This is a genomic window from Bradyrhizobium sp. URHA0013, assembly GCF_000518345.1.
GTDB lineage: Bacteria > Pseudomonadota > Alphaproteobacteria > Rhizobiales > Xanthobacteraceae > Bradyrhizobium.
This window is the reverse complement of record NZ_JADK01000006.1, coordinates 67,527-93,806: the sequence shown is the minus strand read 5'-3', so window position 1 is coordinate 93,806 and position 26,280 is coordinate 67,527. Positions and strand designations below refer to the sequence as shown.

At 64.4% G+C, this 26,280-nt stretch carries 23 protein-coding genes; 8 read left to right on the top strand and 15 right to left on the bottom strand.

Translation table 11 applies throughout. From position 1 onward, the window contains the following. Positions 1 to 40: 40 nt before the first annotated feature. Both N551_RS0108050 and N551_RS0108045 read right to left on the bottom strand, forming a co-directional pair. The gene (locus N551_RS0108050; RefSeq protein WP_155809552.1) at positions 41 to 952 is read right to left on the bottom strand and encodes a 3-hydroxybutyryl-CoA dehydrogenase; all 912 of its coding nucleotides are present in this window, start codon (positions 950 to 952) and stop codon (positions 41 to 43) included. A gap of 200 nt (positions 953 to 1,152) precedes the next feature. Further along, a complete protein-coding gene (locus N551_RS0108045; RefSeq protein ID WP_027566526.1) occupies positions 1,153 to 2,631 on the bottom strand; it encodes an FAD-binding oxidoreductase in 1,479 nt (492 codons plus the stop codon). A 225-nt stretch (positions 2,632 to 2,856) separates the two neighbouring features. Between N551_RS0108045 and hisC the strand changes: the two genes are divergently transcribed. Both hisC and N551_RS0108035 read left to right on the top strand, forming a co-directional pair. Further along, complete coding sequence (hisC, locus tag N551_RS0108040; protein WP_027566525.1) at positions 2,857 to 3,909, top strand: histidinol-phosphate transaminase; 1,053 nt, start codon at positions 2,857 to 2,859, stop codon at positions 3,907 to 3,909. Between the two features lie 237 nt (positions 3,910 to 4,146). Next, entirely contained in the window at positions 4,147 to 4,845 is a 699-nt protein-coding gene (locus tag N551_RS0108035) for an ABC transporter permease (protein WP_027566524.1), read from the top strand. On the opposite strand, the gene N551_RS0108030 is transcribed toward N551_RS0108035, so the two are convergent. Further along, positions 4,819 to 5,628, bottom strand: coding sequence for a substrate-binding domain-containing protein (locus N551_RS0108030; RefSeq protein WP_027566523.1), 810 nt, complete (start codon positions 5,626 to 5,628; stop codon positions 4,819 to 4,821). The genes N551_RS0108035 and N551_RS0108030 overlap by 27 nt on opposite strands. A gap of 173 nt (positions 5,629 to 5,801) precedes the next feature. Here N551_RS0108030 and N551_RS0108025 point away from each other — a divergent pair, with 173 nt between their 5' ends. The 3 genes from N551_RS0108025 to N551_RS0108015 all read left to right on the top strand — a co-directional run bounded on the left by N551_RS0108025 (position 5,802) and on the right by N551_RS0108015 (position 7,747). Further along, complete coding sequence (locus N551_RS0108025; RefSeq protein WP_027566522.1) at positions 5,802 to 6,074, top strand: hypothetical protein; 273 nt, start codon at positions 5,802 to 5,804, stop codon at positions 6,072 to 6,074. 299 nt (positions 6,075 to 6,373) lie between these two features. Continuing rightward, positions 6,374 to 7,411, top strand: coding sequence for a hypothetical protein (locus N551_RS0108020; protein WP_051462640.1), 1,038 nt, complete (start codon positions 6,374 to 6,376; stop codon positions 7,409 to 7,411). Between the two features lie 63 nt (positions 7,412 to 7,474). Continuing rightward, positions 7,475 to 7,747 (top strand): TonB-dependent receptor plug domain-containing protein, encoded by a 273-nt coding sequence (locus N551_RS0108015; protein ID WP_027566520.1) that lies wholly within the window; start codon positions 7,475 to 7,477, stop codon positions 7,745 to 7,747. A 10-nt stretch (positions 7,748 to 7,757) separates the two neighbouring features. Here the strand turns inward: N551_RS0108015 and N551_RS0108010 are convergent, their stop codons facing one another. After that, positions 7,758 to 9,074 carry an esterase family protein gene (locus N551_RS0108010; protein ID WP_027566519.1) on the bottom strand — a complete coding sequence of 439 codons (1,317 nt, stop codon included), beginning with the start codon at positions 9,072 to 9,074 and terminating at the stop codon, positions 7,758 to 7,760. 278 nt (positions 9,075 to 9,352) lie between these two features. On the opposite strand from N551_RS0108010, the gene blaBJP reads away from it, so the two are divergent. Beyond that, positions 9,353 to 10,237, top strand: coding sequence for a BJP family subclass B3 metallo-beta-lactamase (gene blaBJP, locus N551_RS0108005; RefSeq protein WP_027566518.1), 885 nt, complete (start codon positions 9,353 to 9,355; stop codon positions 10,235 to 10,237). A 321-nt stretch (positions 10,238 to 10,558) separates the two neighbouring features. Beyond that, positions 10,559 to 12,568, top strand: a complete 2,010-nt coding sequence (locus N551_RS0108000) for a bifunctional diguanylate cyclase/phosphodiesterase (RefSeq protein WP_027566517.1) — start codon at positions 10,559 to 10,561, stop codon at positions 12,566 to 12,568. 2 nt (positions 12,569 to 12,570) lie between these two features. Here N551_RS0108000 and N551_RS0107995 read toward each other — a convergent pair whose 3' ends face one another. Genes N551_RS0107995 through N551_RS0107960 form a run of 8 tightly spaced genes read right to left on the bottom strand, consistent with a single transcriptional unit; the run spans position 12,571 to position 20,933 of the window. Continuing rightward, on the bottom strand, positions 12,571 to 13,290 hold the full coding sequence (locus N551_RS0107995; protein ID WP_035961163.1) for an ABC transporter ATP-binding protein: 720 nt from the start codon (positions 13,288 to 13,290) through the stop codon (positions 12,571 to 12,573). Continuing rightward, positions 13,283 to 14,038 carry an ABC transporter ATP-binding protein gene (locus N551_RS0107990; RefSeq protein ID WP_027566515.1) on the bottom strand — a complete coding sequence of 252 codons (756 nt, stop codon included), beginning with the start codon at positions 14,036 to 14,038 and terminating at the stop codon, positions 13,283 to 13,285. The genes N551_RS0107995 and N551_RS0107990 overlap by 8 nt, the downstream gene beginning before the upstream one ends. Continuing rightward, positions 14,035 to 15,033 carry a branched-chain amino acid ABC transporter permease gene (locus N551_RS0107985; RefSeq protein WP_027566514.1) on the bottom strand — a complete coding sequence of 333 codons (999 nt, stop codon included), beginning with the start codon at positions 15,031 to 15,033 and terminating at the stop codon, positions 14,035 to 14,037. The genes N551_RS0107990 and N551_RS0107985 overlap by 4 nt, the downstream gene beginning before the upstream one ends. Next, positions 15,030 to 15,905 (bottom strand): branched-chain amino acid ABC transporter permease, encoded by an 876-nt coding sequence (locus tag N551_RS0107980; protein ID WP_027566513.1) that lies wholly within the window; start codon positions 15,903 to 15,905, stop codon positions 15,030 to 15,032. The genes N551_RS0107985 and N551_RS0107980 overlap by 4 nt, the downstream gene beginning before the upstream one ends. Positions 15,906 to 15,915: 10 nt before the next feature. Continuing rightward, positions 15,916 to 17,157: an ABC transporter substrate-binding protein gene (locus tag N551_RS0107975; protein ID WP_027566512.1), complete on the bottom strand. Its 1,242-nt coding sequence runs from the start codon at positions 17,155 to 17,157 to the stop codon at positions 15,916 to 15,918. A 22-nt stretch (positions 17,158 to 17,179) separates the two neighbouring features. Next, on the bottom strand, positions 17,180 to 19,555 hold the full coding sequence (locus tag N551_RS0107970; RefSeq protein WP_027566511.1) for a xanthine dehydrogenase family protein molybdopterin-binding subunit: 2,376 nt from the start codon (positions 19,553 to 19,555) through the stop codon (positions 17,180 to 17,182). Continuing rightward, complete coding sequence (locus N551_RS0107965) at positions 19,552 to 20,076, bottom strand: (2Fe-2S)-binding protein (RefSeq protein ID WP_027566510.1); 525 nt, start codon at positions 20,074 to 20,076, stop codon at positions 19,552 to 19,554. Before N551_RS0107965 ends, N551_RS0107970 begins: the two co-directional genes overlap by 4 nt. Then, complete coding sequence (locus N551_RS0107960; RefSeq protein ID WP_027566509.1) at positions 20,073 to 20,933, bottom strand: xanthine dehydrogenase family protein subunit M; 861 nt, start codon at positions 20,931 to 20,933, stop codon at positions 20,073 to 20,075. Before N551_RS0107960 ends, N551_RS0107965 begins: the two co-directional genes overlap by 4 nt. A 254-nt stretch (positions 20,934 to 21,187) precedes the next feature. Here N551_RS0107960 and N551_RS0107955 point away from each other — a divergent pair, with 254 nt between their 5' ends. Beyond that, positions 21,188 to 21,808 carry a TetR/AcrR family transcriptional regulator gene (locus tag N551_RS0107955; protein WP_027566508.1) on the top strand — a complete coding sequence of 207 codons (621 nt, stop codon included), beginning with the start codon at positions 21,188 to 21,190 and terminating at the stop codon, positions 21,806 to 21,808. A 6-nt stretch (positions 21,809 to 21,814) separates the two neighbouring features. Here N551_RS0107955 and hutU read toward each other — a convergent pair whose 3' ends face one another. From hutU to hutI, 3 genes are read right to left on the bottom strand one after another with little or no spacing between them, the layout of a single operon-like run. Beyond that, positions 21,815 to 23,485 (bottom strand): urocanate hydratase, encoded by a 1,671-nt coding sequence (gene hutU / locus N551_RS0107950; protein ID WP_027566507.1) that lies wholly within the window; start codon positions 23,483 to 23,485, stop codon positions 21,815 to 21,817. A 13-nt stretch (positions 23,486 to 23,498) separates the two neighbouring features. After that, positions 23,499 to 25,058 (bottom strand): histidine ammonia-lyase, encoded by a 1,560-nt coding sequence (gene hutH, locus N551_RS0107945; RefSeq protein ID WP_027566506.1) that lies wholly within the window; start codon positions 25,056 to 25,058, stop codon positions 23,499 to 23,501. After that, positions 25,055 to 26,269 (bottom strand): imidazolonepropionase, encoded by a 1,215-nt coding sequence (gene hutI, locus N551_RS0107940; protein ID WP_027566505.1) that lies wholly within the window; start codon positions 26,267 to 26,269, stop codon positions 25,055 to 25,057. The genes hutH and hutI overlap by 4 nt, the downstream gene beginning before the upstream one ends. Between the last annotated feature and the right edge of the window lie 11 nt (positions 26,270 to 26,280).

Sequence of the window (26,280 nt, the reverse complement as noted above, 5' to 3'; positions counted from 1 at the left end):
GGTCCGGCGGCGAGCACTCAACGCCCGCCGCGCGCCGTTGTCAGGCGCTGTAGGTGTAAAAGCCCTGCCCCGTCTTGCGGCCGAGATGGCCGGCGTCGACCATTTCCTTGAGCAAGGGGGCTGGACGGTATTTGGGGTCGTTGAAGCCTTTGTAAAAGACCTCCATCACCGACAACATGGTGTCGAGCCCGACAAGATCGGCGAGCGCCAACGGCCCGATCGGATGGTTGCAGCCGAGCTTCATGCCGGCATCGATCTCTTCCGCCGTCGCAATCCCCTCCTGCAGCGCGAAGATCGCCTCGTTGATCATCGGACACAGGATGCGGTTGACGGCAAAGCCCGGGCTGTTCTTGGCCGTGATCGCCACCTTGCCGACGCGCTTGGCGAAATCGAGCGCCTTGGCATGGGTGTCGTCGGAGGTCTGCAGGCCGCGGATGAGCTCCAGCAGCGCCATGACCGGAACCGGATTGAAGAAGTGCATGCCGATAAAGCGGTCGGGGCGGTCGGTCGCCGCAGCGAGCTTCGTGATCGAGATCGACGAGGTGTTCGTGGCGAGCAGCGTGCGTGGCGACAGCGTCGCACAGAGATCCTTCAGGATCTTGACCTTGAGTTCCTCGTTCTCGGTCGCGGCCTCGATGACGAGATCGCAATCGACGAGCTTGGCGCGGTCGGTGGTGCCGGTGATGCGCTTGAGCGTGGCGTCGCGATCGCCCGCCGACATCTTCTCCTTTTTGACCAGGCGCTCGAGGCTGCCGCCGACCGTCGAAATCCCGCGGTTCACCGCCGCATCGGAAATATCGACCATCACGACCGAAAGTCCGGCCGCGGCACAAATCTGCGCGATGCCGTTCCCCATGGTGCCTGCCCCGATGATGCCAACGGTTTGGATCATTGCCTCAAATCCTTCATCCTTGCGGACGTGCCATACCGGCCCGCCCCTTTGTTCCTGCATCAGGGTCTAGCACCGCCCCCGGGCGGGTGCGACCTGATCCTCTCCCTTCCTTAAAGCATCCAAGGCGGGAATAAAGCCGCCTTTCGGCCGCCAAACGGCGTGATTTGGTGCCCCGGCCTGTTTGGCCCGGCCTATCTGCGGCATCCCGTCCCCGGAGGGCGCGATTGTGCGGGGAGCACCGGGCTCGAGGCGGTAGCGGCTTAACCGAGACGAAGCACCTTGCCCGGATTCATGATGTTCTTGGGATCGAGCGCCCGCTTGATCGTGCGCATGATGTCGAGCTCGGTCCGGGAACGGTAGTGCTGGAGCTCGTCGAGTTTCTCGATGCCGATGCCATGTTCCGCCGAGATCGAACCGCCCATGGAGGTGACGAGGTCGTTGACGGCCCGTGTGATCGCCGCGGAATACTGGGAGAGCGTATCGCGGTCCATGCCCTTCGGGCCCATGAAGGAGAAGTGCACATTGCCGTCTCCGATGTGGCCGAGCGGATAGGGGCGGATCGTCGGCAAAATGGCGAGCACGGCCTCGAGACCGCTGTCGATAAACTCGGGAATCCTGGAGACCGCAACCGACACATCGTAGCTCAAGCCCGGACCTTCGGTGCGCGATGCCTCGGCCACGCTCTCGCGAATCCGCCACATGTTGCGCGACTGCGCTTCGGTTTGCGCGATCACAGCATCCAGCACACGGCCCGCCTCGAGTTGGTCCGCCAGGAACTGCTCCATCCTGTCCGACATGCCCGTGCCACCGTCCTGCCGGGGCCGGGCCGACGACCATTCGAGAAGGAGGTACCATTCGGTCTCAGCCTTGAGAGGATCCTGAGTGCCGGGAAGGTGGCGCAGCACCATGTCGGTGCACGCACGGCTGATGAGCTCACAGGAGCCGACATTGTCATCGGAAGCGGCATGCGCTTCCGACAGAAGGTCGATGGCAGCCTTGGGATCGCGAATTGCGAGCCATGCCGTGCACACGTCTTTCGGCGCCGGCCAGAGTTTCAGCACCGCCTTGGTGATGATGCCGAGCGTCCCTTCGGCGCCCATGAACAGATGCTTGAGGTCATAGCCGGTGTTGTCCTTCTTGAGTGCACGCAGGCCGTCCCAGACATCGCCGTTAGCCAGCACGACCTCGAGACCCAGCACCAGATTTCGCGCGTTGCCATAACGCAGCACCTGCACGCCGCCGGCATTGGTGGACAGATTACCTCCGATCATGCAGGAGCCCTGAGCACCCAGGCTAAGCGGAAACAGGCGGTCGTGGCGCGCGGCTGTGTCCTGAAGCGTCTCGAGGATGCAGCCTGCCTCCACAGTCATGGCGTAGCCGACGGGATCGACGTTCAACACCTGGTTCATGCGACCGAGCGACAGCACGATGCCGCGGTGCATGGGCCACGGCGTGGCGCCGCCCATCAACCCGGTGTTGCCCCCTTGCGGAACGATGGCAATGCCGTTGTCATAGCAGAGCTTGACGACAGCGGAGACTTCCGCGGTGCTGGCCGGACGCACGACCGCCGCGGCCTGCCCCGCCAGTTCGCCGCGCCAGTCGGTCACGAAGGGCCGCTTGTCGTGCTCGTCCAGGATCAGGCCTTTGTCGCCGACGATGGCCCGCAAGCGGTCGAGAACGGCTGAGGTCACGGGTGCGGTCGGAATCGAGGGAGCGATGGGAAGGGCTGCACCCGGCATGTGTTCCTCTCTTTTTTCGGCCGTTCAGCGCCTTGGGGCGCGCAAGGCTTCGTTCTTGTTTTCATTCTGGGCGGTGGTGCAACGACCCTAGCATAGGGGGCGCGGTTGCGGGAACGTCCCCGGCAGTAAGCCTCGTGCGGATTTGCGTGGAATGCTGAATGCAGGCGCACTTCCGCCGAGGTCCCGCATACCCTACTGTGCCCCGATCAATTCGGATTGGAGCTCATGAGCCGTTTCTGGAGTCCGGTCGTCCACACGCTTTCCCCCTATGTCCCCGGCGAGCAGCCCAAGCAGGACGGCATCGTCAAGCTCAATACCAACGAGAATCCCTACCCGCCCTCGCCGCGCGTGCTGGCGGCGATCGCATCGGCCGCGGAGCGGCTGCGCCTTTATCCCGATCCGCGCGCAACGCGCCTGCGCGAGGCGATCGCGGCCCATTGCAATGTGGCGCCCGAACAGGTGTTCGTCGGTAACGGCTCCGACGAGGTTCTGGCCCACACCTTCCAGGCCCTTCTGAAGCACGACACGCCGCTTCTGTTCCCCGACGTCACCTACAGCTTCTACCCCGTCTATTGCAGCCTCTACGGAATAACGCATGACAAGGTGCCGCTCGATGCTGCGATGAGGATCGATATCTCCAACTACAGTCGACCATCGAGCGCCATCCTGCTCTGCAATCCGAACGCTCCGACCGGTATCGCCCTTCAGCGCGACGCAATCGCATCCCTGCTGGCCGAACGGCCGGACCGGCTGGTGGTGGTGGACGAGGCCTATGTCGATTTCGGCGCCGAGAGCGCCGTGCCGCTGGTTGCACGCCACGACAATTTGCTGGTCATCCAGACCTTCTCGAAGTCGCGCTCACTGGCTGGCCTACGGGTTGGTTTTGCCATCGGCCAACGACCGCTGATCGAAGCGCTGGAACGGGTGAAGGACAGTTTCAACTCCTATCCCGTCGATTGCTTCGCGATCGCCGGCGCTGTCGCCGCGATCAAGGACGAGGGCTGGTTCAGAGACACCCGTGCTCGTATCATCGCAAGCCGCGAAACCTTGGCCCGAGACCTTGGACGACTTGGCTTCGAGGTGTTGCCGTCGCTCGCCAACTTCGTCTTCGCGCGCCATCGAAGCCGGAGCGGAGCAGATCTCGCGGCGGCGCTTCGCCAGCGTGGCGTTCTGGTGCGGCATTTCGGAAAGCCGCGCATCGAGGACTTCCTGCGCGTCACGGTCGGAACGGAGGCGGAGTGTGCCCGGCTTGTTGAGGTGCTGCGTGGGTTGATCTGAGCCCCGACAGTCCCTGCATCGGCCAGCATCAAACGATGAGCCCAAACGCGGCATCGTGCCATGCCACCCGCGGCTTTGATTTCCGGCCAAATTCGGGTTACCAAACCTGCCTGCGGAGCGCGACCGCGCCGCTGCTTTACCCGACGATACCCTCAGGGAAATATACGTGAAACACCTCCGCAGTCCTGAAATCGACGCACCCAAGACGTCGTGGCGGGCGCCGAAGCTCGGGCACGGATGAACGACTTTGCGCGATCCATCGGCGCCGCATTCACGCTGATCGGCGAGGCCGATGCAGAGCTTCTGGGCATCGTCGGACTGTCGGTGCGCGTCAGCCTGACCGCCAGCATCCTCGCGCTTCTGATCGGGGCGCCGTTCGGGGTCCTGCTTGCGATCACCCGGTTCCGCGGGCGGCAGGTCATCATCGTCCTGACCAATGCCTTGCTTGGTCTTCCACCAGTCGTGGTCGGGCTCGCGCTTTATCTTCTGCTGTCGCGGTCCGGGCCGCTCGGGGCCGCCGGCCTGTTGTTCACGCCGGCGGCCATGGTGGTCGCGCAGACGCTGCTCGCCACACCGATCGTGGTCGCACTGGTGCACCGGCCGGCGAGCCTGCTGTGGGCGGAGTATGGCGACCTGGCGCGGATCGATGGGCTGTCAACACTACGCAGCATCGGCTTGCTGTTCGCGCTGGGCCGGACCTCGCTGCTGACGGCCTTTCTCGCGGCCTTCGGCCGCGCGATTGCGGAGGTTGGCGCCATCCTCATCGTCGGTGGCAACATCCGCGGTTTCACGCGCACGATGACGACGGCGATCGCTCTGGAGACCAGCAAGGGCGACCTGCCGCTGGCGCTCGGACTCGGGCTGATCCTGCTCGCACTCAGCGTCGCAGTGTCGACCGTCGCCTTCCTGCTAGTGGGACGCGTTGGGGAAAAATAGCTGCTCGCCCCCGACCTTGTAGCCGGCGATGGCCTCCTGCCCTTTCGAAGAGATCAGCCAGTCAATGAAGGCTTGCCCGTCCTGCGCCTTCGCGTTCGCATGCTTGGCCGGATTGACCAGCATGACGCCGTACTGGTTGAACAGCCGCTTGTCGCCTTCGGTCAGGACGGCGAGTTCGCCGCGGTTCTTGAATGACAACCAGGTGCCGCGATCCGACAGCAGATAAGCATTCGACGACGACGCCATGTTCAGGGCCGGACCCATGCCCTGGCCGATCTCGCGATACCAGCCGTCCTTGGCGGCACCGAGGTCGACGCCAGCCTCCTTCCAAAGCCGCAATTCGGCCGCGTGCGTGCCGGACTTGTCGCCGCGCGAAATGAACGGCGCCTTCGCGGCCGCGATCTTGCGAAGCGCCTCGGCCACGTCCTTGCCGCCGGCGATCTTCGCGGGATCGCTCTTCGGCCCGACAATGACGAAGTCGTTGTACATGACGTCGAAGCGCTTCACGCCCTCCCCTTCGGACATGAACTTGTCCTCGGCTGGCCTGTCATGGACGAACACGACGTCTGCATCGCCGCGCCGCCCGATGTCGAGTGCCTGGCCCGTGCCAACGGCAACGACCTTCACGTCGATGCCCGCGGCCTTCGAGAATAGCGGCAGCAGATAGCCAAACAGCCCCGACTGTTCCGTCGACGTCGTCGAGGCCACGGTGATGGCGCGCTCCTGCGCGAATGCGATCGTGGACCAGAGCAGAATCGCTCCGAGAGTCATTATCCTTTTCATGCCTCGTCCTTACACCAGATGCCGGATGTTCCAAACTCTACCGTCGACAGAGACGCACAGGGAACCCCAACAAGCGCCGCAACGCGCTTGGTCATGATCGTCGCGACGCTCCCCTGTGAGGAACGTCCGCTCCGCGCGCAAGTTGTCATCAAGTCAACCCAGGAGGAAACCAGATGAAGAAGATCATTTTGGCATCCGCGTGCATCATGGCGCTGGCGACCGGCGGCGCCTTCGCGCAGACACAGCCCGCCCCAGGCGCATCCGGTCAGGGCGACGTCGGGCCCTCGTCCCGAGGCCCCGCGACCAAGGGCATGACGACCGGCACGTCGTCGAATATGCAGAACGAGGCCGCCGACAGCAAAGGCAAGCAGGCTCCGAGCGCCGGTGGCAGTAACACCAATAACATGGGCAGCCAAGCCGGCGGCGGCGCGGGCTCCGGGAAGTAGGCCGGCATCGATCGGAAATCTGGAGAGGGGGCGGGCGATCGTCCCCTCTCCCAGATGTCTTAATGCCGTCAAAAGCTTGTCGACGTCATCCGCAAAGGTGTTGGTGTCGGACAAAGCGTATTGGCGAAGCTGCACCTTGATTGCAGTCACGCCAGCGAAACCGCAGCTTCGCGCTCTGAAAGCGTGGATGTTCTGCAATTGGTCCCACCTACATTGACATCAGTGTGACAGCCGGGGATTTTTACATTGCTGGCGAATCAGCGATGGCCTCAAGCCGAGTACCTCTTGGATAACTCCCAGTGCTTTCGAGACTGATATCGTTGCTGCGCCGCATCCCCGCGGTGAAATGGGCGTTCAACCGGCTCCGGCCCGCGCCGCACGGCGGCAGCATCGACGTCGCAGCTGATGCCGCGGACGCCTCGCCCGCCCTCGTTGCCGAGATTTTAGAAGCCGCTCCGGCTCTGGACACCAGCATCAGCGCGGATACGTCAAACTGCGACGTTGCGGCCGCCGCTTCAGCCGCCGAAGACGGGACCGCCAGACCCGTCATCGCGGAGAGCCCGTCGGAAGCGCCAGCCGATGTTAGCGGCAGCGACGATTCATTCCGGGAGACGGCGGCGGAAGTCGAGCTGGTCGTCGTGGAGGAAGCTTCGGTCGCGACCATCGATGTCGAGCGTGAGACGGTCGACGTCTCCGAACTCACCATCAACAGCGATCCATCTCCCGAACTCGCGGACGACGTTGAGCCCGTTGTCGTGGAGAAGGCCTCCTCCGTCGAGGTCGAGCTCGTCCCGGTTGATGCCCCCGCTCTCGCCATCAACGACGAGCATTCCTCCGCCGTCGACGTGGATACTTGCTCAACTCTCGACGACACGCGGGTCGCGCTTGCCTCCAGCGCGGCGGAAGTCGTCGCCAGCACGCCGAGCGTCGTCACGGATGTTGCGTCGGAGCCAGCCCTCGAGGCTCCCGCTGCGGAGATCACCAGCGCGCCGAAGATTCGTGCAAAGATCGCAGAACCCGCCGACCGCGCCGCGCTGATCCGGCAGCGTTGGACGGAGACCGGGAGCAGGATGTGGAATCCGCGCGTCCATGGCGCCGGTGATGCCACGCTGAACATCCAGGGAAGCGTCGGGCTGCTGCCGCCCGCGCCTGGCGAGACGATGCCGCGCTACGACAAGCTGGAATTCAGGCTGCTCGGCGGACAGATCGTCTGCGAAGCCGTGATCGTCGAAGCACCCGCGCATGCGAGCCAGCGCAGTTTTACGCGGCTCGCGGAGCCGGGGAAACCGGATCGGGTCCGCGAACCAATGCGGGAACGCCAGGCCGCTCTCGCCTGACCCTTTATTTCCTGCGACGACCAGCCCATACGATAGGCTAACGCCTTGAATTTGGGAGATCGCATGCCCACAAAATCATTGCGACTGGTTGTGATCGCCGCCCTCTGTGTCTCGCAGACATCGTTTGCAGAGGCCGGCAAGCTGCCGCGCCATGCGCCCGCGACCGATCAGGCGTCACCCTACAAAGCCGACCGCCTCTCCTTTTCGCGCGGAGAGACGATCCTCAACACGCCCGGCCAGACCACCGTGATGACGCGAGAGGTCCTCGACGACAAGAACGCGACGAGCCTCAAAGATGCCATGCGCTCGACCGCCGGCGTGACGATCGGACGCTAGGCCACTTCGCTCAGGGGAGCGGATAGCCCTTCCAGACCCACTCCAGCGCCGACGGCAGCGTCTGCGCGATCGTGGGCCGGTCGACGTGCTTGGCGTTGCGTACGAACAGAAACTGATAGTGGTAGCCCTTCTCCGCCAGCACCTTGGCCATCAGCGCGTTGGAGAGGGTCCAGTCGTGCATGCCGTCGGGGATGGTGGGGTTCGGATAGAACAGGTCCTGGTCGCCGCCGAAGAACCAGAAGCGGATCGGCTTGGTCGGCGCAGCGACGATCAGCGGCACGCCGGGCCGCTCGGCCGGCGTGAGCACGCCCGCCTTGGAGATGAGATTGGGTGTGGCCGGCCCCGGCCATGCGCTGTGATATTCCCAGGCGCCACCGCGCAGCGACGGGTCATACGGCCATTGCTGGTTGACCATGGTCGGCGAGAACGCCAGCACGCGGTGATAGAGATCGGGATAGAACCACGCCATCGTGAAGGCCGCCACGCCGCTCGAACTCAGCCCCATGGTCGCACGCCCATCGGGATTTTTGGTCAGCCTGACCTCGGCGTTCTTTTCGACCAGCGGCAGCACTTCACGCTCGACGAATTGCGCGTAGGCGCCTGACACCGCGTCATATTCGCGGCCGCGCTGACTGCCCTGCGCGTCCTGCCCGCCATTGCCGATCTGGATCGCGATCATCGGCGGCACGCGGCGCTGCGCGATCAGATTGTCGAGCGTGACGGCGAGATCCTTGTAGGCGTTGGAGCCACCGTCGCCGACCACGATGAACGGCGCCTCGCTGCCGCGCACATATTGCGCCGGCACATAGACGTCGATGGTGCGCGACCAGACGCCGGGATGGCTGGTGGTGACGATCATATGCGACTTGTCGTCCGGCGCCGTGACGGTCGTCATGATCGAGGAATTGGTGCAACCAGCAAGATCGTCGCGGATCAGACCCGGATTGTAGATGGTGCTCTCCTTCGACGACAACGTGAAGGACTTTGTCGTCCCACGCGGCACGCCCTCCTTCGCGATCGTCTCCGGCGCAGGATTGTGGGTGGGACCGATGATGAAATTGCCCTCGGCATCCGGTGGCGGCAGCGTTCCGTCAGGAAGCTCCGTGGCGCGTGGATAATTGGGATTGGAGGGATCACGCGTCGGAGGCGCCGTCTTGAAGTCGAGATCCGTCGTATCGATGAAGAACGGGCCCGCCTTGTCGGTGCTGTTGGCCCCAGGCGGCACCACCATGTTCTGGGTGACGCAGGCCGGCTGCGACAAGGCAATCGACGTGAAGGAGACGAGGGAAATCAGAGTCCCCGCAAGGACGGACAACGAATTGGTCATTTCAGCTCCCGATGCCGACGAGTCTTTCTGGCTCGCCTTGGCGCAAAGTATGACGAGCCGCCTGCGCGTGGTCAAATCCCGCCCGGCCGCGTTACCGCAATGGCCGCCATGCTCAAAACGGACAGACACCGCTATTCCGCGCATGCCACGAACTTTTTCAGACACGTGGCCGTTGCTGCCGCACCTCGCACGACGTAGCTTGCCGGTCGGCCGCGCGAAGGCCGCGCCCGATCAAGACGACAAGAACAATCTGCAAGAACAATCCCGGGAGACAAACCATGAAGAAGCTCACGGCCGCGCTGTGCGCGCTGGCGTTCCTCGCAACCGGCGCGCAGGCGCAGACCGTCAAGGACTTCCTGGCGGTGGTCACCAAGAAATGGACCACGCCGTTCGAGCCGTTCCAGCTCATCGGCAACATCTACTATATCGGCACTGACGGCATCGCCGTCTACATCATCAAGACCTCACAAGGCCTGATCCTGATGGATACGGCGCTTCCGGAATCCACCGGCATGATCAAGGACAACATTGCCAAGCTCGGTCTCAAGGTCTCCGACATCAAGATCATCCTCAACACGCACGCGCATTTCGACCACACCGGCGGTTTCGCCGAAATCAAGAAGGAGACCGGCGCGCAGCTAATCGCCGGCGACCGCGACAAGCCGCTGCTGGAAGGCGGCTATTATCCTGGCGACGAGAAGAACGAGGACCTCGCCTTCCCCGCAGTGAAGGTCGATCGCGCCGTGAAGGAAGGCGACAAGATCACGCTCGGCGACACCACGCTGACGGCTCACGCCACCCCCGGCCATTCGCCCGGCTGCACGAGTTGGGAGATGACCGTCAAGGACGGCAATCAGGACCGCGAGGTGCTGTTCTTCTGTAGCGGCACGGTGGCGTTGAACCGGCTGGTCGGCCAGCCGACCCACGCCGGAATCGTCGACGACTACCGTGCGACCTACGCCAAAGTGAAGGCGATGAAGATCGACGTGCTGCTCGGGCCGCATCCGGAGGTCTATGGCATGCAGGCCAAGCGCGCCGAAATGAAGGACGGCGCACCGAACCCGTTCGTCAAGCCGGGTGAACTCGCAGCCTACTCGACAACCCTATCGGAAGATTTCGACAAGCAGCTCGCCAAGCAGACCGCCGCGCTCGAGAAGAAATAGCGATCGTCTCGCGCTATCTTCACCTCTCCTTCTCTCCGGGGGAGAGGTGGAGCCGGCATGCCGGCTCGCACTGTGTCGATGCGACAATACGCTCCGCTGGCGCATATGGTTAGCAGAGCGTAGCCGCAATTTATGCAAGCTCTCTTTCAGCCAATCCCCGCACTTCCGCCGCCGGATATCGTTAACGCGGCCTCACCGGTGCGCGGATCGAGAAGGTCCGCGGCGCGTCGAACCTCTCGCGAGGACTCCAATCTAACGCCCCCTTTACCGCCGCCGTGCAAGATCGCCCGCGTTTTGAGGAAATTCAGGGCTGATATTGCAATGCCTGTCACCAATTTGAAGTCACATCTAGCTGCCGTTGCAGAGCTGTTTCGGGTGCCGGCCGACAATCCGGAGCTGATGCGCGCGCAATTCGACGCCTTCTCGAAACAGATCCCGCTGCTCTATTTCATCCTGATCACAAACACGATCGCGGTGGCTTATACCTATGTGCCGCTGGCACCGGCCTCGCTCAGTATGATCGTGCCGGCCGTGTTGATCGCGGTGACAGGCTTTCGCACATTCTGGTGGCTGCGCCAGCGCGGTGTCGTCCGCAACGATGCCGACATCCTGCGCAACCTGCGCCTCACCAATTGGATTGCAGCGCCGATCGCAGCGGGTTTTACTCTCTGGTCGTTTGCCCTGTATCCCTACGGCGACGCTTTCGCCAAGAGTCAGGTTGCCTTCTATATGGCGGTGACCGTGATCGGCTGCATCTTCTCGCTGATGCATCTGCGCTCGGCAGCGCTGATCGTGACGCTGGTCGTCGACGTGCCTTACGTGCTGTTCTACTTCGCCACGGGCGAACCGACGCTGGAGGCGATGGCCGTCAACAATCTGCTGGTCACCGGTGCGATGGTGACGGTGCTGTTCATCTATTATCGCGACTTCGCCGACCTCGTCGCCAGCCGCAAATCGCTGCTGGCGCAGCAGGCGGCCACCCAAGCCCTATCGGACGAGAACTTCCGCCTCGCCAACCTCGATTCCCTGACCGAACTACCGAACCGCCGCCGCTTCTTCGCCGAGCTGTCGAGCGCGTTCACCGATGCCGAGCGCAGAAACGTTCGCGTCGCGGTCGGGATCATCGACCTCGATGGCTTCAAGCCGATCAACGACAATTACGGCCATTCGGTTGGCGACCGCGTTCTGATCGAGGCGGGCCGGCGCATCCGCGAGGTCTGCGAGGGCTTCGGCCCGCAGCGGGTGGAATTCGCCAGGCTCGGCGGCGACGAGTTCGGCCTCGTCGTGTGCGGCGACCCTGACGATGCGGATTTGATGCGGCTCGGCGAACGGGTTGGTGACCAGGTCAAGCTGCCCTACCAGCTCGACACCGCCCATACCGGGCTGTCCTGTTCGATCGGTTTCGCGCTGTTCCCGCAATCGGCAACGACGGCAGAAGCGCTCTATGAATGCGCCGACTATTCGCTTTATCACGCCAAGCGCCATCTGCGCGGCCGCACCGTGATCTTCTCGAGCGAGCTCGAGGCCGAGATCCGCAGCCGCGGCGTCATCGAGAATTTGCTGCGCACTGCCGATTTCAGCACCGAGATGGACCTGGTGTACCAGCCGATCGTGGACGCCATGAGCGAGCATACCGCCGGCTTCGAGGTCCTGGCGCGCTGGCACAGCTCCCGCCTCGGCCTGGTTTCGCCGGCCGATTTCATTCCGGCCGCCGAGCGCATTGGCCTGATCCGGCCGCTGACGCAGGCGCTCCTGGTACGCGCGCTCGCGACGGCCAGGACCTGGCCCGACCACATCCGCCTGTCGTTCAACCTGTCCGCCCACGACGTCTGCTCGCCCGAGGGCATCCTGCCGCTGATCACCATCGTGGAGAAGAGCGGGCTGCCGCCGCACCGGATCGACTTCGAGATCACCGAGACCGCCGTCACCTTCGATTTCGTACGCGCACAACAGTCGATCGCGGCATTGAAGGCGATGGGCTGCGGCATTTCGCTGGACGATTTCGGCACCGGGTACTCCTCGCTGAGCCACGTGCACTGGCTGCCGCTCGACAAAATCAAGATCGACCGCAGCTTCATCGCCGACGTCAACGACAATCCAGTGAGCCACAAGATCATCAAGTCCCTCACGGGCCTCTGTGACGACATGGAGATCGCCTGCGTCGCCGAGGGCGTCGAGACCCGCGCTCAGCTCGACACCCTGCGCCGGCTGGGATGCGACTTCATCCAGGGCTACTACTTCGCCAAGCCCATGCATGGCGACGCCATCGACGAGTATCTCGCCAGGGAACGCCAGCGCCTCGGCGGCGCCGTATCCAGGGTCGTGGCCTAAAGTCAGACCGCGCAGTAGCGCTCCTGGATGTCCTTGTCCGCCAGCAGCGCCGCGGCGCTGCTTTGATGCACGACTTCACCCTGATCGATGATCACGGCACGGTCAGCGAGCCGCAGCGCCCATTCGACGTTCTGCTCGACCAGGAGCAGCGTCTTGCCTTCGTCGCGCAGGCGACGGAACAGCACGCCCATCTCCTCGACCAGGACAGGCATGATGCCCTCCGACGGCTCGTCGAGCAGAAGCATCTTGGGCTTTGCGATCAAGGCGCGTGCAATCGCCAGCATCTGCTGCTCGCCGCCTGACAGCGTGACACCCTCCTGGTCGAGGCGCTCCTTCAGGCGCGGAAAGGTCTCGGCGATCTCGTCGATCGCGACTCGCTCATCGATGTCGCTTCCTGCCGCGACGAGGCCGAGACGAAGGTTCTCGCGCACGGAGAGACCGGGGACGATGCGGCGCTCCTCGGGGACGTAAGCAAGGCCGAGATGGAAGCGCTGATGGGCGCGCAGCTGCAGAAGCTCCCGGCCCGCAAACCGCACGCGACCCGTCGCCTTCGGCATCAGGCCCATCATCGACCGCAGCGTGGTGGTCTTCCCGGCCCCGTTGCGGCCGACAAGGGCAACGACCTCGCCGGGCTGCACACGCAAGGAAATGCCGTGAAGGACGTGGCTCGCGCCATACCAGGCGTGGAGATCCCTGATTTCGAGCAGTGCAGTCTCAGCCATAGCCTTCACTCTGTCCGAGATAGACCCGGCGGACCTCCGGATTGCTCCTGATCTCATCGGGCGCGCCGTCCGCAAGCAGGCGGCCATGATGCAGCACCACGACGCGCTTGGATAGGCCCAGCACCATCTTCATCTTATGTTCGACGAGAAGCACGGTGCGCTTCTCGGCGAGCCGTTCGAGCAGCGCGACCATGTCCTTGGTCTCCTCCGGCCCCATACCGGCGGTCGGCTCGTCGAGCAGAAGCAATTCCGGCTCCGAAACCAACGCAATCGCGATCTCCAGCGCGCGCTGCTGGCCATGCGACAGGAACTTCGCCAGTTCGGCGCGCCTGCCAGATAGCCCGACTGCGTCGAGTGCAGCATCGGCGCGGGCATTGAGCTCTGTAAGTCGGGCGCGGTTACGCCAAATGTCGTAACTCACGGTCAATGCCTGCGCCGCCACGCGGACGTTCTCGTGCACCGACAGGTCCGGGAAGATGTTTGTGATCTGATAAGAGCGCGAGATGCCCTGATGCACGAACCGATGCTGCGGAAGGCCGTTCAGCTCGCGTCCTCTGAAATGCAGCTTGCCTGACGTCGGTGTCAGCGCGCCGGAGAGGATGTTGAAGAACGTGCTCTTGCCAGCGCCATTCGGCCCGATGATCGAGGTGAGCTGTCCGGCCGCAAAAGACACGGTGATGCCTTCGAGCGCGACGAAGCCGCCGAAGTGCTTGCCTATCCCCTCGGCACGAAGCAATTCGTCGCTCATGGCCGCGCCTTTCCGACACCCAATGTGTCGAGCAGCGTGCCCCAGATGCCCTTGGGCAGGAACAGCACGAACAGGACAAAGATCGCGCCGACGAAGAGCTGCCAGTGCGGGGTCCAGACCGAGATGACGTCCTCCAGAATCAGGAACGCCGCCGCGCCAACGAACGGCCCGAAGAAGCTGCGCGCGCCGCCGAGCAGCACCATCATCACGATCATGCCCGAGGTCTGGTAGTGCAGGATGTCGAGCGGCACGATCGACAGATGTAGCGCCAGCATGCAGCCACCGAGCGAGGAGATCGCGCCTGACAGCATGAACACGATCAGCTTGCTGCGCTCGACGTCATAGCCGCAGGCCCGCGCCCGCTGCTCGTTCTCGCGGATGGCCTCGATCACGGCGCCGAAGGGCGAGTTCAGGATGCGCGACTGGAACCACATCGCCAATGCGGCGAAGGCCATCAGCACATAATATTTGTTGACGGGGTCGAGGAAATTGACGGGGAAGCCGAACAGGCTGATGCGATCGACGGTAAAGCCGCGCAGGCCATTCTCGCCACCGGTGAAGGACGAGGCCTGGAGCGCCACGTAATAAACGAGCTGAGCCAGCGCAAGCGTCACCATGGAGAAATAGATGCCGCGCGTGCGCGTCGAGACGATGCCGATCGCGGCGGCGAGGCCTGTGCTGAGGAGGACTGCGATCGGGACCGCGGCGAACCAGGGCACGCCGTAACGGCCGATCGCAATGCCGGTGAAGTAGGCGCCCGCACCGAAGAACGCGGCTTGGCCGAACGACAACAACCCCGTGTAGCCGAACAGCAGATTGTAGCCCATCACCACGACGCCGTAGATCAGGACGTTGACGGCCAGCGCGTGGGACGGCAACAGCCAAGGCAACACAGCCAGCACCCCGATCGAGAGCAACACGCGTTGGTCGAGAAGCCGGCCGAGCCCGACGGACGAGAGTTTGGCGACCGCTTCGCCGCTCGATGGTGAGGTCACGCGGTCCTCCCTCTGATGCCGAACAAGCCCTGCGGGCGGATCAGCAGCAGCACGGCCATCAGTGCGAACATGACGATGGTCGCCATCTCCGGCGCGAACAGCGCGACCAGGCTGATCGAGATGCCGACCATGAGGCCTGCGACGACAGCCCCGACGATCGACCCGAGACCGCCGATCACGGTCACCACGAAGGCTTCCGCCAGCACCAGCGATCCCATCTCCGGATTGACGCTGCGCATAGGACCCGCGAGCACGCCGCCGAGCGCGGCCAGCCCGACGCCTAGCCCGAAGATCGCGAGCCAGACCCGGCCGATGTCGACACCGAGCACCTGCATGATGGTGGGATCGCGGGCGCCCGCACGCACGATCAAGCCGATCCGCGTCTTCTCCAGCGTCAGCCAGAGCACCAAGAGCACCACCGCCACCAGCGCAATGACGAACAGGCGGTAGCGCGGGAAGAAGCCGATGCCGAGATCGAGCACGCCGATCAGCTGCGGCGGGGTCGGAAACGGGATGCCGTCGCTGCCGAACACGATCCGGACGCCCTCGACCAGGATGTAGCTGAGGCCGAAAGTGAGGAGCAGTGGATCGTCGATCGAGCGCCCATAGAGCCTTCGGATCAGGACGAACTCGATCAGCATGCCGAAGGCGCCGATCAGGATGGGCGCCAGCAGCAATCCCCACCAGAAGCTTCCGGTGAGAGACGCCAGATACAGCCCCGTATAGGCCCCGATCATGAACAGCGCGCCATGAGCGAAATTGACCACCCCGAGCATGCCGAACACGATCGTCAGTCCAAGCGCAGTGATTACCAGGACCGCCCCAAGAGCGATCCCGGAAAGAAGCTGCATGATGATCAGCGACAGGTCCATTGCCCGGGCTTCAGGTCGCGTGGCCCAACTCGCTGCAACTGCGCAGCATGTCGTCGGAGCCAGTGTCGTTGGCGAGAATGGCGAACAGATCGTTGTCGTTGGCCATGGCGGACTTCTTCTTGGACTCCAGCACCAGCACCGGCTGCACCGATTGGTGATCGCATTTGCGGTAATGCTGCGGACCCTTGGTCAGGTCGTATTGCAGCTTCTCCAGCGCATCGACCACCTTGTCGGTATCGGTGCCACCCGCGGTTTGCATGGCCGCCAGCAGCGACCCGACGCCGGCATAACCGTAGGCGCCGTAGTCGGTCGGGATGGCGCCGCCATTGGCTGCCTTGAAGGCGGCGTTGAAAGCGGCGGCGGACTTGCTCTGCGTCTCCAGGCCCCAGTAATAGTTGGCGCCGCCAACCACGCCCTCGAACACGTCGGGGCCGACCGCGAGCCGCTGGTTGTGCAGGATCACCGGCACGACGATCTTCATCTGCTGCTTGACGCCGAAGTCCACCGCTTGCTTGATCGCATTGGCCTGGTCACGGCCGAAATTGGAGATGCAGAGCACGTCGGGCCGCAGCGACATCAGGCGCGGCATGAAGGTGGAATAGTCGGCAGCGCCGAACGGATGCAGGATCTCGCCGACGCTATCCGCGCCGATCGCCGCCTGCGCGCGCTTGAAGCCGCGCAGCATCTCATGCCCGTACGCGTAATCTGCGACGAGATGGGCAACCTTCATGCCCTTCTTCAGGGTCTGCCGTGCCACGGCGGCGGTCGTCATGTGCGGGTTCAGCGCCTCGTGGAAGGTGTATTTGCTGAAATCCTTGACCTCGTTGATGGTGTCGGACTGACTGATCGAAACATAGATCACGCCGCGGGCGCGGGTGACTTCGTTGACCGCGAGCTGCACGGCGCTGGAGAGCGCGCCGACCACGGCGTGAACCTTGTCCTTCTCGATCAGCTCCAGCGTACGGGTCGCGGCCTCGCCGGCATTGAGCTTATCGTCGCGCACCAACAGCTCGACCTTGCGGCCGCCGATGCCGCCCTTGTCGTTGGCGAGCTTGACCGCGAGCTCGGCGCATTTGACCTGGTCGCGCGCCTCCGCAGCGAACGGGCCGGTCAGCGGGGTCGGAAAGCCGATGCGGATCGTTTCGTCGGCAGCGCGCCCGAGCCGCGGCATGGCGAGCAGTGCCGCGCTTGCCGAGAGACCGGCGAGCGCGGTGCGGCGGGATATTTTCGAGGTGGAAGCGGACTTGGGCATGATTTCCTCCAATTATCTTTTTCTAGAATCGCTTCAGGGCTTTCAGGATTTTTGTAGGCGTGATCGGGATGGAATTGATCGTTGCATCGAACGGTGCGAGCGCGTCGTTGACGGCGTTCAGCACACAGGCCGACGCCGCCGCGGTGCCCGCCTCACCGCATCCCTTGGCGCCAAGCTCGGTGTCGGCGGTCGGTGTCTCGACATGGGCGATGACGATGTCAGGCATCTCCATCGGCATCGGGACGAGGTAGTCGGCGAGCGAGCCGTTCACGAGCTGGCCGGTCTCGCTGTAGCGACACTCCTCGAACAGCGCCGCGCCCAATCCCTGCACGATGCCACCGCGGAGCTGCTCGTCTACCAGCATCGGATTGATGACCCGGCCACAATCCTCGACGATGAAATGCTTCAACATCTTGATGAAGCCAGTCTCGACGTCCACCTCCAGCGAACAGCCCTGGATGCCGTTGGTGAAGGCGAACGGATAGCCCTGTGGCGCGAAGTGATGGCTCACGGTGAGCTGGGCCTGCGTGCCCGGCGGTAGCGTATCGGAACGGAAATAGGCAATGCGCGCGATCTCGGAGATCGGCATCCGCTGGTTTCGCGTGCCAGCATCGACGACCTCGCCATCGATGATGTCGAGTGCCGATGGCTGCTCCTGGAGGATGAGCGCGGCGATTTCCAGGATATTGCGCCTGAGCGCGCGCGTGGCCTGGAGCGCAGTCTCGCCGCCGATGCCGGCGCCGCGGCAGGCCCAGGTCGCACCGCCATGCGGCGTCACCTCGGTATCACCGGTAATGACCTTGACGTGCTCCTGCGCGAGGCCGAGCTGGTCTGCCACAATCTGGCTGATGATCGCCTCGGTGCCTTGCCCCTGCTCCGTGACCGAGATCAGGCAGCGCACTTCGCCTGATGGCGTCAGGCTGATGATCGCACCGTCCTGCGAGGAGATACGAGCTCCGCCAACGCCATAGAACGCGGGACTTGGATTAGTGATCTCGACAAAGGCCGCGATGCCGATCCCGCGATAGATGCCGCCCTTGCGCAACTCCGCCTGCTCGGCGCGCAGCGCGTCATAATCCATCATCTCGTGCAGCCGCTTCAGGCAGGCCTGATGCGACAACGCCTCGAAACGGTAGCCGGTCGGCGAGGTCTGCGGATAGGCATCATCGGCGATGACATTCTGCGCTCGGATCGCGAAGGGATCGAGACCGAGCTTCGCCGCGGCCATGTCGACCAGCCGCTCGGTGACGGCGCAGGCGATGGGATGGCCGACCGCGCGATACTGGCTGGTCTGCACCTTGTTCTGGAAGAGGACTTCGAGCGTCGCGCGGTAGTTCTTGAAGCGATAGGGCGCGCCGATCAGGCGGATGACCTGGTTGCCCTCCACCACGCTTGTACGCGGATAGGTCGAAAACGCCCCGATTGCGGTCAGGTCCATCACGTCCATCGCAAGGATCTCGCCCTTGGCATCAAGCGCCATCCGGGCGCGGACGCGGTGGTCGCGGGCATGGATGTCGGAGACGAACGATTCGATGCGGTCGGCGACGTATTTGACGGGACGGCCGAGCAGGATCGAGAGGCCGACCACGGCCATGTCCTCATGATAGACATGCAGCTTCATCCCGAAGGAGCCGCCGATGTCGGTCGCGATCACGCGAACGCGGGCCTCCGGAATGCCGAAGTGGCGCGAATAGAGATCCTGGAACTGATACGGCGTCTGTGTCGCGTGATGCACGGTGAGCATCTCGGCCGAAGGATCGTAATCGGAAACGATGGCGCGCGGCTCCAGCGTTACCGCGGTATGGCGGCCGAAGGACAACTCCTCCTCCACCACATGGGCCGCATGCGCGAAGGCGTCGTCGACGCTGCCGTTGTCGAGCTGGCTGCGGAAGCAGACATTGTTGGCACTGCCAGGATTGATCAGCGGCCCGCCGCCCTCACGCGCGCTGTCGACATCGGCGACGATCGGAAGGTCTTCGTAGTCGATCTCCATCAGTTCCAGCGCATCCTCGGCGATCGCACGGCTCTCGGCAACGACTGCAACCACCGCCTGCCCGGCCCAGACCACGCGGTCGAGCGGCAGCGGTAATTGCGGTGCCGAGGTCATCCCCTTGAAATGGTCGAGCGTGCCGGTCCAGGGCGTGCAGATCTTGGCGAGATCGGCACCGGTCGCAACAAGATGCACGCCTTCGAGCGCGCTCGCCCGCCCGGCATCGATCGAGATGATCTTCGCATGCGCATGCGGGCTGCGCAGGAACGCGGCATACAGCATCCGCGGCAGCCTGAGATCGCTGACATAACGCCCGCGCCCGGCGAGCAGCCGCTTGGCGTTCGGGCGCGGCACGGAGCGGCCGATATAGGAATTCGGGCGATCCAGTGAGATCAGCGGCGCGCTCATGTCACGCCTCCGCTTTCGCTGCGGGCTTTTGCCACCGCGTCGATGGCATCTACGATCGCTTCATAGCCGGTGCAGCGGCAGTAATTGCCCGACAGCGCGTCACGAATGTCCTTGCGGCTTGGCCGCGTCACCTGCGAGAGGAGTTCGTGCGCGTTGACCAGCATGCCCGGCGTGCAAAAGCCGCATTGCAGAGCGTTGCGGCGGTGGAATTCGGCCTGGAGGTCGGCGATCACGCCGCTCTCCGTGAGACCTTCGATCGTATCGATCGTGGCGCCGTCAGCCTGCACCGCGAACATCAGACAGGCGTGCACGGCTTTGCCGTCGAGCTGGACGAGACACGCGCCGCAGGCGCCCATCTCGCAGCCGGCATGCGTACCTGTCAGCTCGAGCGCGTTGCGCAGGCAATCGACCAGCGTCTCGCGCGGCGCGACCTCACAGGCCACCTTGCGGCCGTTGACGGTGAAGCGAACGCGCACGGTCTCGTCCGCATCATCCAGGAGGGATCCGTCGAAGCCGCTCATCCGCCCGCTCCCAGACGTCCGAGCATGCGTCCGAGCAATACGCGGGCGAGATGCAGCCGCATCGCCGGCGGCACCTCGTCGCTATCCGGTGGCGTCAGATCACCTTCTAGCGCAGCTTGCGCTGCGGCGATGCGTTCGGTGCCAAGGCTCGAGCCGATGAGCGTAGCCTCCGTTCCCTTCACCCGCGTCGGCGTATTGCCGACAGAAAAGAACGAGATCCTTATGTCATCGATGCGCTCGCCGGTGCAGGTTGCGAGCATGCCGCAACCGACCAGGGCATAGTCCCCGCGCCGCCGGGCCAATTCGTCAAACGCAAAGCGCTGATCGGCCTTGAACAGCGGGACGAAGACCGCGGTGATCAGCTCGCCGGGCTGCAAAGCCGTCTCGAACAGGTCGACGAAGAAGTCGTCGGCCTTGACGCGCCGGCTGCCCGAAGGGCCGACAATCTCGATCTCGGCATCGAGCGCCAGCGTCATCGCCGGAAATTCGGAAGCCGGGTCGGCCTGCGCGACACTGCCGCCGAACGTGCCGCGGTTGCGGATCGCGGGATGGGCGACGAAGGGCGCAGCCGCATGCAACAGCGGCGCGAATTCGGCGATCAGCGGCTCGCTCAGCATCTCGCAATGGCGCGTCAACGCACCGATGCGCAAATATCCGCCCTCACGCCTGACGCCACGCAGCTCGGAGATATGAGTGATGTCGATCAGCAGCCGCGGCGCCTGCAGCCGCAGCGACAACGCCGGCACGAGGCTCTGGCCGCCGGCAATGAAACGCGCATCGTCGCGGGCGCGCGCGTGAGCATCCAACGCCTGGTCGATCGTCGCAGCGCGAAAATAGCTGAAAGCCCTCGCCTTCACCGCCGTTTCCTCGGATTCCTCGGCTCATCAGCCGGGACGCCAGATTTGTAACCATCTGGTCTCAAAATCCTGACACGCCATCGGAAGTCGGTCAACAGGAGATGACCGTTTGGTTACAAATGCGCGTTGGGCTATGAAGACGACGGGACGTGCGATTCAGCGACGAAATGGCCCGCAAAGCGCAGAAAACGGCGAAGCGACCGGTCCGGAAGCGGTCCGAGACAGGCAGCAAGTCCGCGCCAAAGCGCCGCAACATGCGTGCGGCCGACCGCGAGCGCGCCATCCTGGACGAGGCAATCCGATTCTTTGCCGAGCGCGGCTTCGAGGGGCAGACGCGCGAGCTCGCCAAGCGCCTGGGAATCACGCATTCGGCGATCTACCGCCACTTCCCGAGCAAGGAAGCGCTGATCGAGCGTGTCTACCAAGAGGTTTATCTCAGCCGCTGGTCGCCCGATTGGGGTCCGATGATCCGCGACCGCTCGCTATCGCTCGAGGCCCGGCTGACGCGCTTTTATCTCGACTATGTCGAACGCGTGTTCGAATACAATTGGGTGCGGATCTTCGTCTTCTCAGGCATGAAGTCGTTCGGCATCACCGGCCGCTATCTCGACATCATCAGGCGCGAGATCATCGAGCCGGCGGCCGGCGAACTGCGCCACGACCTGAAACTGCCCGAAGCAAAGACACTTCCGCTCGGCGAGCGCGAGACTGAGCTGTTCTGGGGCCTGCACGGCCGGATTTTCTATCTCGCCATCCGCAAATTCATCTACGCGACGCCAATCCCGGCAGATCTCGACGCGATCGTTCGCGATGCCGTCCAGACCTTCATGGATGGCGCGAAGACCACAATGCCGAGGCTCCTGGCGCGCGACTGAGCCTGGCTACGTCGCCCGACTCGGCAGATTGAGCCCTTTGTCGCGGGCGCATTCGATCGCGGTCTCGTAACCCGCGTCGGCGTGGCGCATGACGCCGCTGGCAGGGTCGTTCCAGAGCACGCGCGCGATCCGCTTCGCCGCTTCCGGCGTACCGTCGGCGACGATCACCATGCCGGCATGCTGGGAATAGCCGATGCCGACGCCGCCGCCGTGATGCAGCGACACCCAGGTCGCGCCGCTGGCGCAATTGAGCAGCGCGTTGAGCAAGGGCCAGTCGGACACAGGGTCCGAACCGTCCTTCATCGCTTCGGTTTCGCGGTTGGGGCTCGCCACCGAGCCGCTGTCGAGATGGTCGCGGCCGATCACGATTGGTGCCTTCAATTCGCCACGCGCCACCATCTCGTTGAAGGCAAGGCCCAGGCGATCGCGATCGCCGAGCCCGACCCAGCAGATCCGCGCCGGCAGGCCCTGGAACTTGATGCGCTCCCTGGCCATGTCGAGCCAATTGTGCAGGTGCTTGTCGTCAGGCATCAGCTCCTTGACCTTGGCGTCGGTCTTGAAGATGTCCTCGGGATCGCCCGACAGCGCGGCCCAGCGGAACGGCCCGACGCCGCGGCAGAACAAGGGACGGATATAGGCGGGGACGAAGCCGGGAAAATCGAAGGCGTTCTTCAGGCCCATGTCCTGCGCCATCTGGCGAATGTTGTTGCCATAGTCGAGCGTCGGAATGCCCTGCGCATGGAAATCCAGCATGGCCTGGACGTGCTCGACCATCGAGGTCTTCGAGGCGCGCTCCACGGCCTTGGGGTCGGCGGCGCGCTTGGTTTCCCACTCGGCGAGTGTCCAGCCCTTCGGCAAATAGCCGTTGATCGGATCGTGCGCGCTGGTCTGATCGGTGACGATGTCGGGCCTGACACCGCGGCGGACCAGCTCGGGAAAAATCTCCGCGGCGTTGCCGAGCAGGCCGACCGAGATGGCCTTCATCGTCTTCGTCGCCTCCGCCATGATCGCAAGCGCCTCGTCGAGCGTCGCGGCCTGGCGATCGAGATAACCGGTGCGCAGACGCATCTCGATGCGGCTCGGCTGGCATTCGACCGCCAGCATCGAAGCCCCGGCCATGGTCGCAGCCAACGGCTGCGCGCCGCCCATGCCGCCGAGACCGGCGGTCAGAATCCATTTGCCGGCAAGGCTGCCGCCATAGTGGCGGCGGCCAACTTCAACGAAGGTTTCGTAGGTGCCCTGCACAATGCCCTGGCTGCCGATATAGATCCAGGAACCGGCCGTCATCTGGCCGTACATCATCAGGCCCTTTCGATCGAGCTCGTTGAAATGGTCGAGCGTCGCCCAGTGCGGCACAATGTTGGAGTTGGCGATCAGGACACGCGGCGCGTCGGCATGGGTGCGGAACACACCGACCGGCTTGCCGGACTGGACCAGCAGCGTCTGGTCATCTTCGAGCTCGCGCAGCGAAGCAACGATCCGGTCAAAGCTCTCCCAGTCGCGCGCAGCGCGGCCGATGCCGCCATAGACCACGAGCTCGCTCGGACGTTCTGCAACGTCGGGATCGAGATTGTTCATGAGCATGCGCAGGGGCGCTTCCGTCAACCAGCTCTTGGCGCTGATTTCGCTGCCGCGGGGTGCGCGAATGGTGCGGTCATTGTCCAGTCGGCGGTTCATGCGGAACACCTCGTCAGGCAAGTGTCGGAAACGGGTCGGTTGAAAGCACGGCGAGCGCCGCAGCCGGCAGCGCGTCGGCCTCGACCAGCGCTGCAGCCTTGGAGAGATCGCCGGCCATGTAGCGGTCGGCGCCGAGCGGCGGCACCTTCTCGCGAAGTGTGGCGATGACGGCAGCGAGCGGCGCGCTGGTTGCGTGCGGCGCGCGCAGCGTGATGCCCTGGGCGGCGACCAGCAGCTCGATGCCCAGGATGGTGGCGAGATTGTCGGCCATGTCCGACAGCCTCCGCGCAGCATGCGCGGCCATCGAGACATGGTCTTCCTGGTTGGCACTGGTCGGGGTCGAGTCGATCGAGCAGGCGGCGGCGCGCTGCTTGTTCTCGGCATAGAGCGCGGCCGCCGTCACTTCGGCGATCATGAATCCGGAATTGATACCGGGATCGGGAGTGAGGAACGGCGGCAGGCCGAAATTGAGCGCGGGATCGACCAGCGTCGCGATGCGCCGCTCGCTGATAGCACCGATTTCCGACAGCGCGAGCGCGATGGTATCCGCGGCAAAAGCCACCGGTTCGGCATGGAAGTTGCCGCCGGAGACGATCTCGCCGGTCTCGACCAGCACGAGCGGATTGTCGGTGACGGCATTGGCCTCGACGACAAGCGTCCGCGCCGCCTGCACGATCAGGTCGAGCGCCGCGCCCGCAACCTGCGGCTGGCAGCGCAGGCAATAGGGATCCTGCACGCGCTCGTCGCCTTCGAGATGCGACAGGCGGATGTCGCTGCCGTCGAGCAGCGCCATCAGGGTTGCCGCAGCCGCGGCCTGTCCGGAATGGCCGCGCAGCGACTGGATCTCGGGGCGGAACGGCGCAGTCGAGGCCATCGCCGCATCGACCGACAGCGCGCCGGTGACCAGCGCAGCGCGAGCCATGCGAAATGCGCGCAGCACGCCGGAGACGGCGTAGGCGGTGGAGAATTGCGTGCCGTTGATCAGCGCGAGCCCTTCCTTGGGACCGAGCGTCAGTGGCGGCAGGCCGGCGGCCGCGAGCGCCTCGCTGCCCGACACTGTCTTGCCGTCGACGATCGCCTGCCCTTCGCCGATCATCACAGCGGTCATATGCGCGAGCGGCGCGAGATCGCCGGAAGCACCGACCGAACCTTGCTGCGGCACCAGCGGTGAGACGCGCCGCGCCAGCATGGCCTGCAGCTGCTCGATCACCCCGCGGCGCACGCCGGAGGCGCCGCGCCCGAGGGAGATGATCTTCAGCGCCATCATCAGGCGGACGATCGGTTCGGGCGTCGCCGCACCGACGCCGCAGCAATGCGAGACGATAAGATTGCGCTGGAGCAGCGCGGTCTGATCGGGCGGGATGCGCTTCGACGCCAGCTTCCCGAAGCCGGTGTTGATGCCGTAGACGGGAGCATCCGCTCGCGCGGCCCTTGCTACGATCTCCGCGGCCGCGTCGACGCGCGGCCAGAACGAGGGATCGAGAACGACAGATGCGCCTTCGAGCACGCGCGCGAGATCATCGAGGCTGACCGTTCCCGGCTTGACAACGATCGGCGCGCGCGGCTCCGTCACTGTCCCCTCCACACCCGGCGGTGCAGCGGATTGAAGCCGATGCGGTAGACCAGCTCGGCAGGGCGCTCGATGTGCCAGATCGCAAGGTCGCACCATTTGCCGGCCTCGAGGGTGCCGATATCATGGAGCACGCCGAGCGCTCGCGCGCCTTCGCGAGTGACACCGGCAAGGCACTCGGTCACATTCATCCGGAACAGCGTCGCGCCCATGTTCATGGCGAGCAGGAGCGATGTCAGCGGCGAGCTGCCCGGATTGCAGTCGGTCGCCAGCGCCATGGCAACGCCGTGCTTGCGGAACGCCTCGACCGGCGGTTTTTGCGTCTCGCGGATGAAGTAGAAGGCGCCGGGCAGCAGCACGGCCACCGTTTTAGCTTTTGCCATCGCCGCTGCACCGGCTTCGTCGGTGTGCTCAAGGTGATCGGCCGAGAGCGCCGAGAATTTTGCGGCGAGCGCAGCGCCGCCGAGGTTCGAGAGCTGGTCGGCATGCAGCTTGACCGGCAGGCCAAGCCGCCTCGCTGCCTCGAACACCCGCGTCGTCTGCTCGCCGGAAAATGCGATCCCCTCCATGAAGGCATCGACGGCATCGGCCAAACCCGCCTTCGCGACCGCCGGCAACATCTCCCTGCAGACGAGATCGATGTAGCGATCCTTGTCGCCATCGGCCTCCGGCGGCAGGGCATGCGCACCGAGAAACGAGGTTCGGATCGCGACCGACCGCTGACGACCCAGGCTTCGCGCGGCGGCCAGCTGCCGCATCTCGGTCTCGGTGTCCAAGCCGTAGCCGGATTTGATCTCGACCGTGGTGGCGCCCTCGCCAATCAGCGCATCGAGCCGCGGCAGCGCGAGTGCTACGAGCTCGGCCTCGCTTGCCTTGCGCGTCGCGGCCACTGTCGAGACGATACCGCCGCCGGCCCGCGCGATCTCCTCGTAGCTCGCGCCCTTCAGGCGCAGCTCGAATTCATGAGCGCGGTTGCCGCCATAGACCAGATGCGTGTGGCAATCGACGAGACCGGGCGTGATCCAACGCCCTTCGCAATCGATGCGTTCGGCTGTATCGGCATTCGCCGGAAAATCGGCCTGCGCACCCGCATAGACGATACGGCCGGCGCGCGAGGCGATCACGCCGTGCTCGATTTCGCCGAGATCGGGACGATCGGCCCGCATCGTGGCGAGCCGGGCGTTATGCCAGATCCGGTCGAAGCGTTCTGCCATGCAACTGTCCC

Excerpts from the sequence above, each read along its gene's own strand:
- hisC (WP_027566525.1), top strand. The coding sequence starts at position 2,857 with ATGAGCCGTTTCTGGAGTCCGGTCGTCCACACGCTTTCCCCCTATGTC.
- N551_RS0107975 (WP_027566512.1), bottom strand. The coding sequence starts at position 17,157 with ATGCCCAAGTCCGCTTCCACCTCGAAAATATCCCGCCGCACCGCGCTC.
- N551_RS0108015 (WP_027566520.1), top strand. The coding sequence starts at position 7,475 with ATGCCCACAAAATCATTGCGACTGGTTGTGATCGCCGCCCTCTGTGTC.
- N551_RS0108010 (WP_027566519.1), bottom strand. The coding sequence starts at position 9,074 with ATGACCAATTCGTTGTCCGTCCTTGCGGGGACTCTGATTTCCCTCGTC.
- N551_RS0108050 (WP_155809552.1), bottom strand. The coding sequence starts at position 952 with ATGCAGGAACAAAGGGGCGGGCCGGTATGGCACGTCCGCAAGGATGAA.
- N551_RS0108045 (WP_027566526.1), bottom strand. The coding sequence starts at position 2,631 with ATGCCGGGTGCAGCCCTTCCCATCGCTCCCTCGATTCCGACCGCACCC.
- N551_RS0107980 (WP_027566513.1), bottom strand. The coding sequence starts at position 15,905 with ATGGACCTGTCGCTGATCATCATGCAGCTTCTTTCCGGGATCGCTCTT.
- N551_RS0107965 (WP_027566510.1), bottom strand. The coding sequence starts at position 20,076 with ATGAGCGGCTTCGACGGATCCCTCCTGGATGATGCGGACGAGACCGTG.
- hutI (WP_027566505.1), bottom strand. The coding sequence starts at position 26,269 with ATGGCAGAACGCTTCGACCGGATCTGGCATAACGCCCGGCTCGCCACG.
- N551_RS0107995 (WP_035961163.1), bottom strand. The coding sequence starts at position 13,290 with ATGGCTGAGACTGCACTGCTCGAAATCAGGGATCTCCACGCCTGGTAT.
- N551_RS0107990 (WP_027566515.1), bottom strand. The coding sequence starts at position 14,038 with ATGAGCGACGAATTGCTTCGTGCCGAGGGGATAGGCAAGCACTTCGGC.
- N551_RS0108035 (WP_027566524.1), top strand. The coding sequence starts at position 4,147 with ATGAACGACTTTGCGCGATCCATCGGCGCCGCATTCACGCTGATCGGC.
- N551_RS0108000 (WP_027566517.1), top strand. The coding sequence starts at position 10,559 with ATGCCTGTCACCAATTTGAAGTCACATCTAGCTGCCGTTGCAGAGCTG.
- hutU (WP_027566507.1), bottom strand. The coding sequence starts at position 23,485 with ATGAACCGCCGACTGGACAATGACCGCACCATTCGCGCACCCCGCGGC.
- N551_RS0108025 (WP_027566522.1), top strand. The coding sequence starts at position 5,802 with ATGAAGAAGATCATTTTGGCATCCGCGTGCATCATGGCGCTGGCGACC.
- N551_RS0108030 (WP_027566523.1), bottom strand. The coding sequence starts at position 5,628 with ATGAAAAGGATAATGACTCTCGGAGCGATTCTGCTCTGGTCCACGATC.
- blaBJP (WP_027566518.1), top strand. The coding sequence starts at position 9,353 with ATGAAGAAGCTCACGGCCGCGCTGTGCGCGCTGGCGTTCCTCGCAACC.
- N551_RS0107970 (WP_027566511.1), bottom strand. The coding sequence starts at position 19,555 with ATGAGCGCGCCGCTGATCTCACTGGATCGCCCGAATTCCTATATCGGC.
- N551_RS0107955 (WP_027566508.1), top strand. The coding sequence starts at position 21,188 with ATGCGTGCGGCCGACCGCGAGCGCGCCATCCTGGACGAGGCAATCCGA.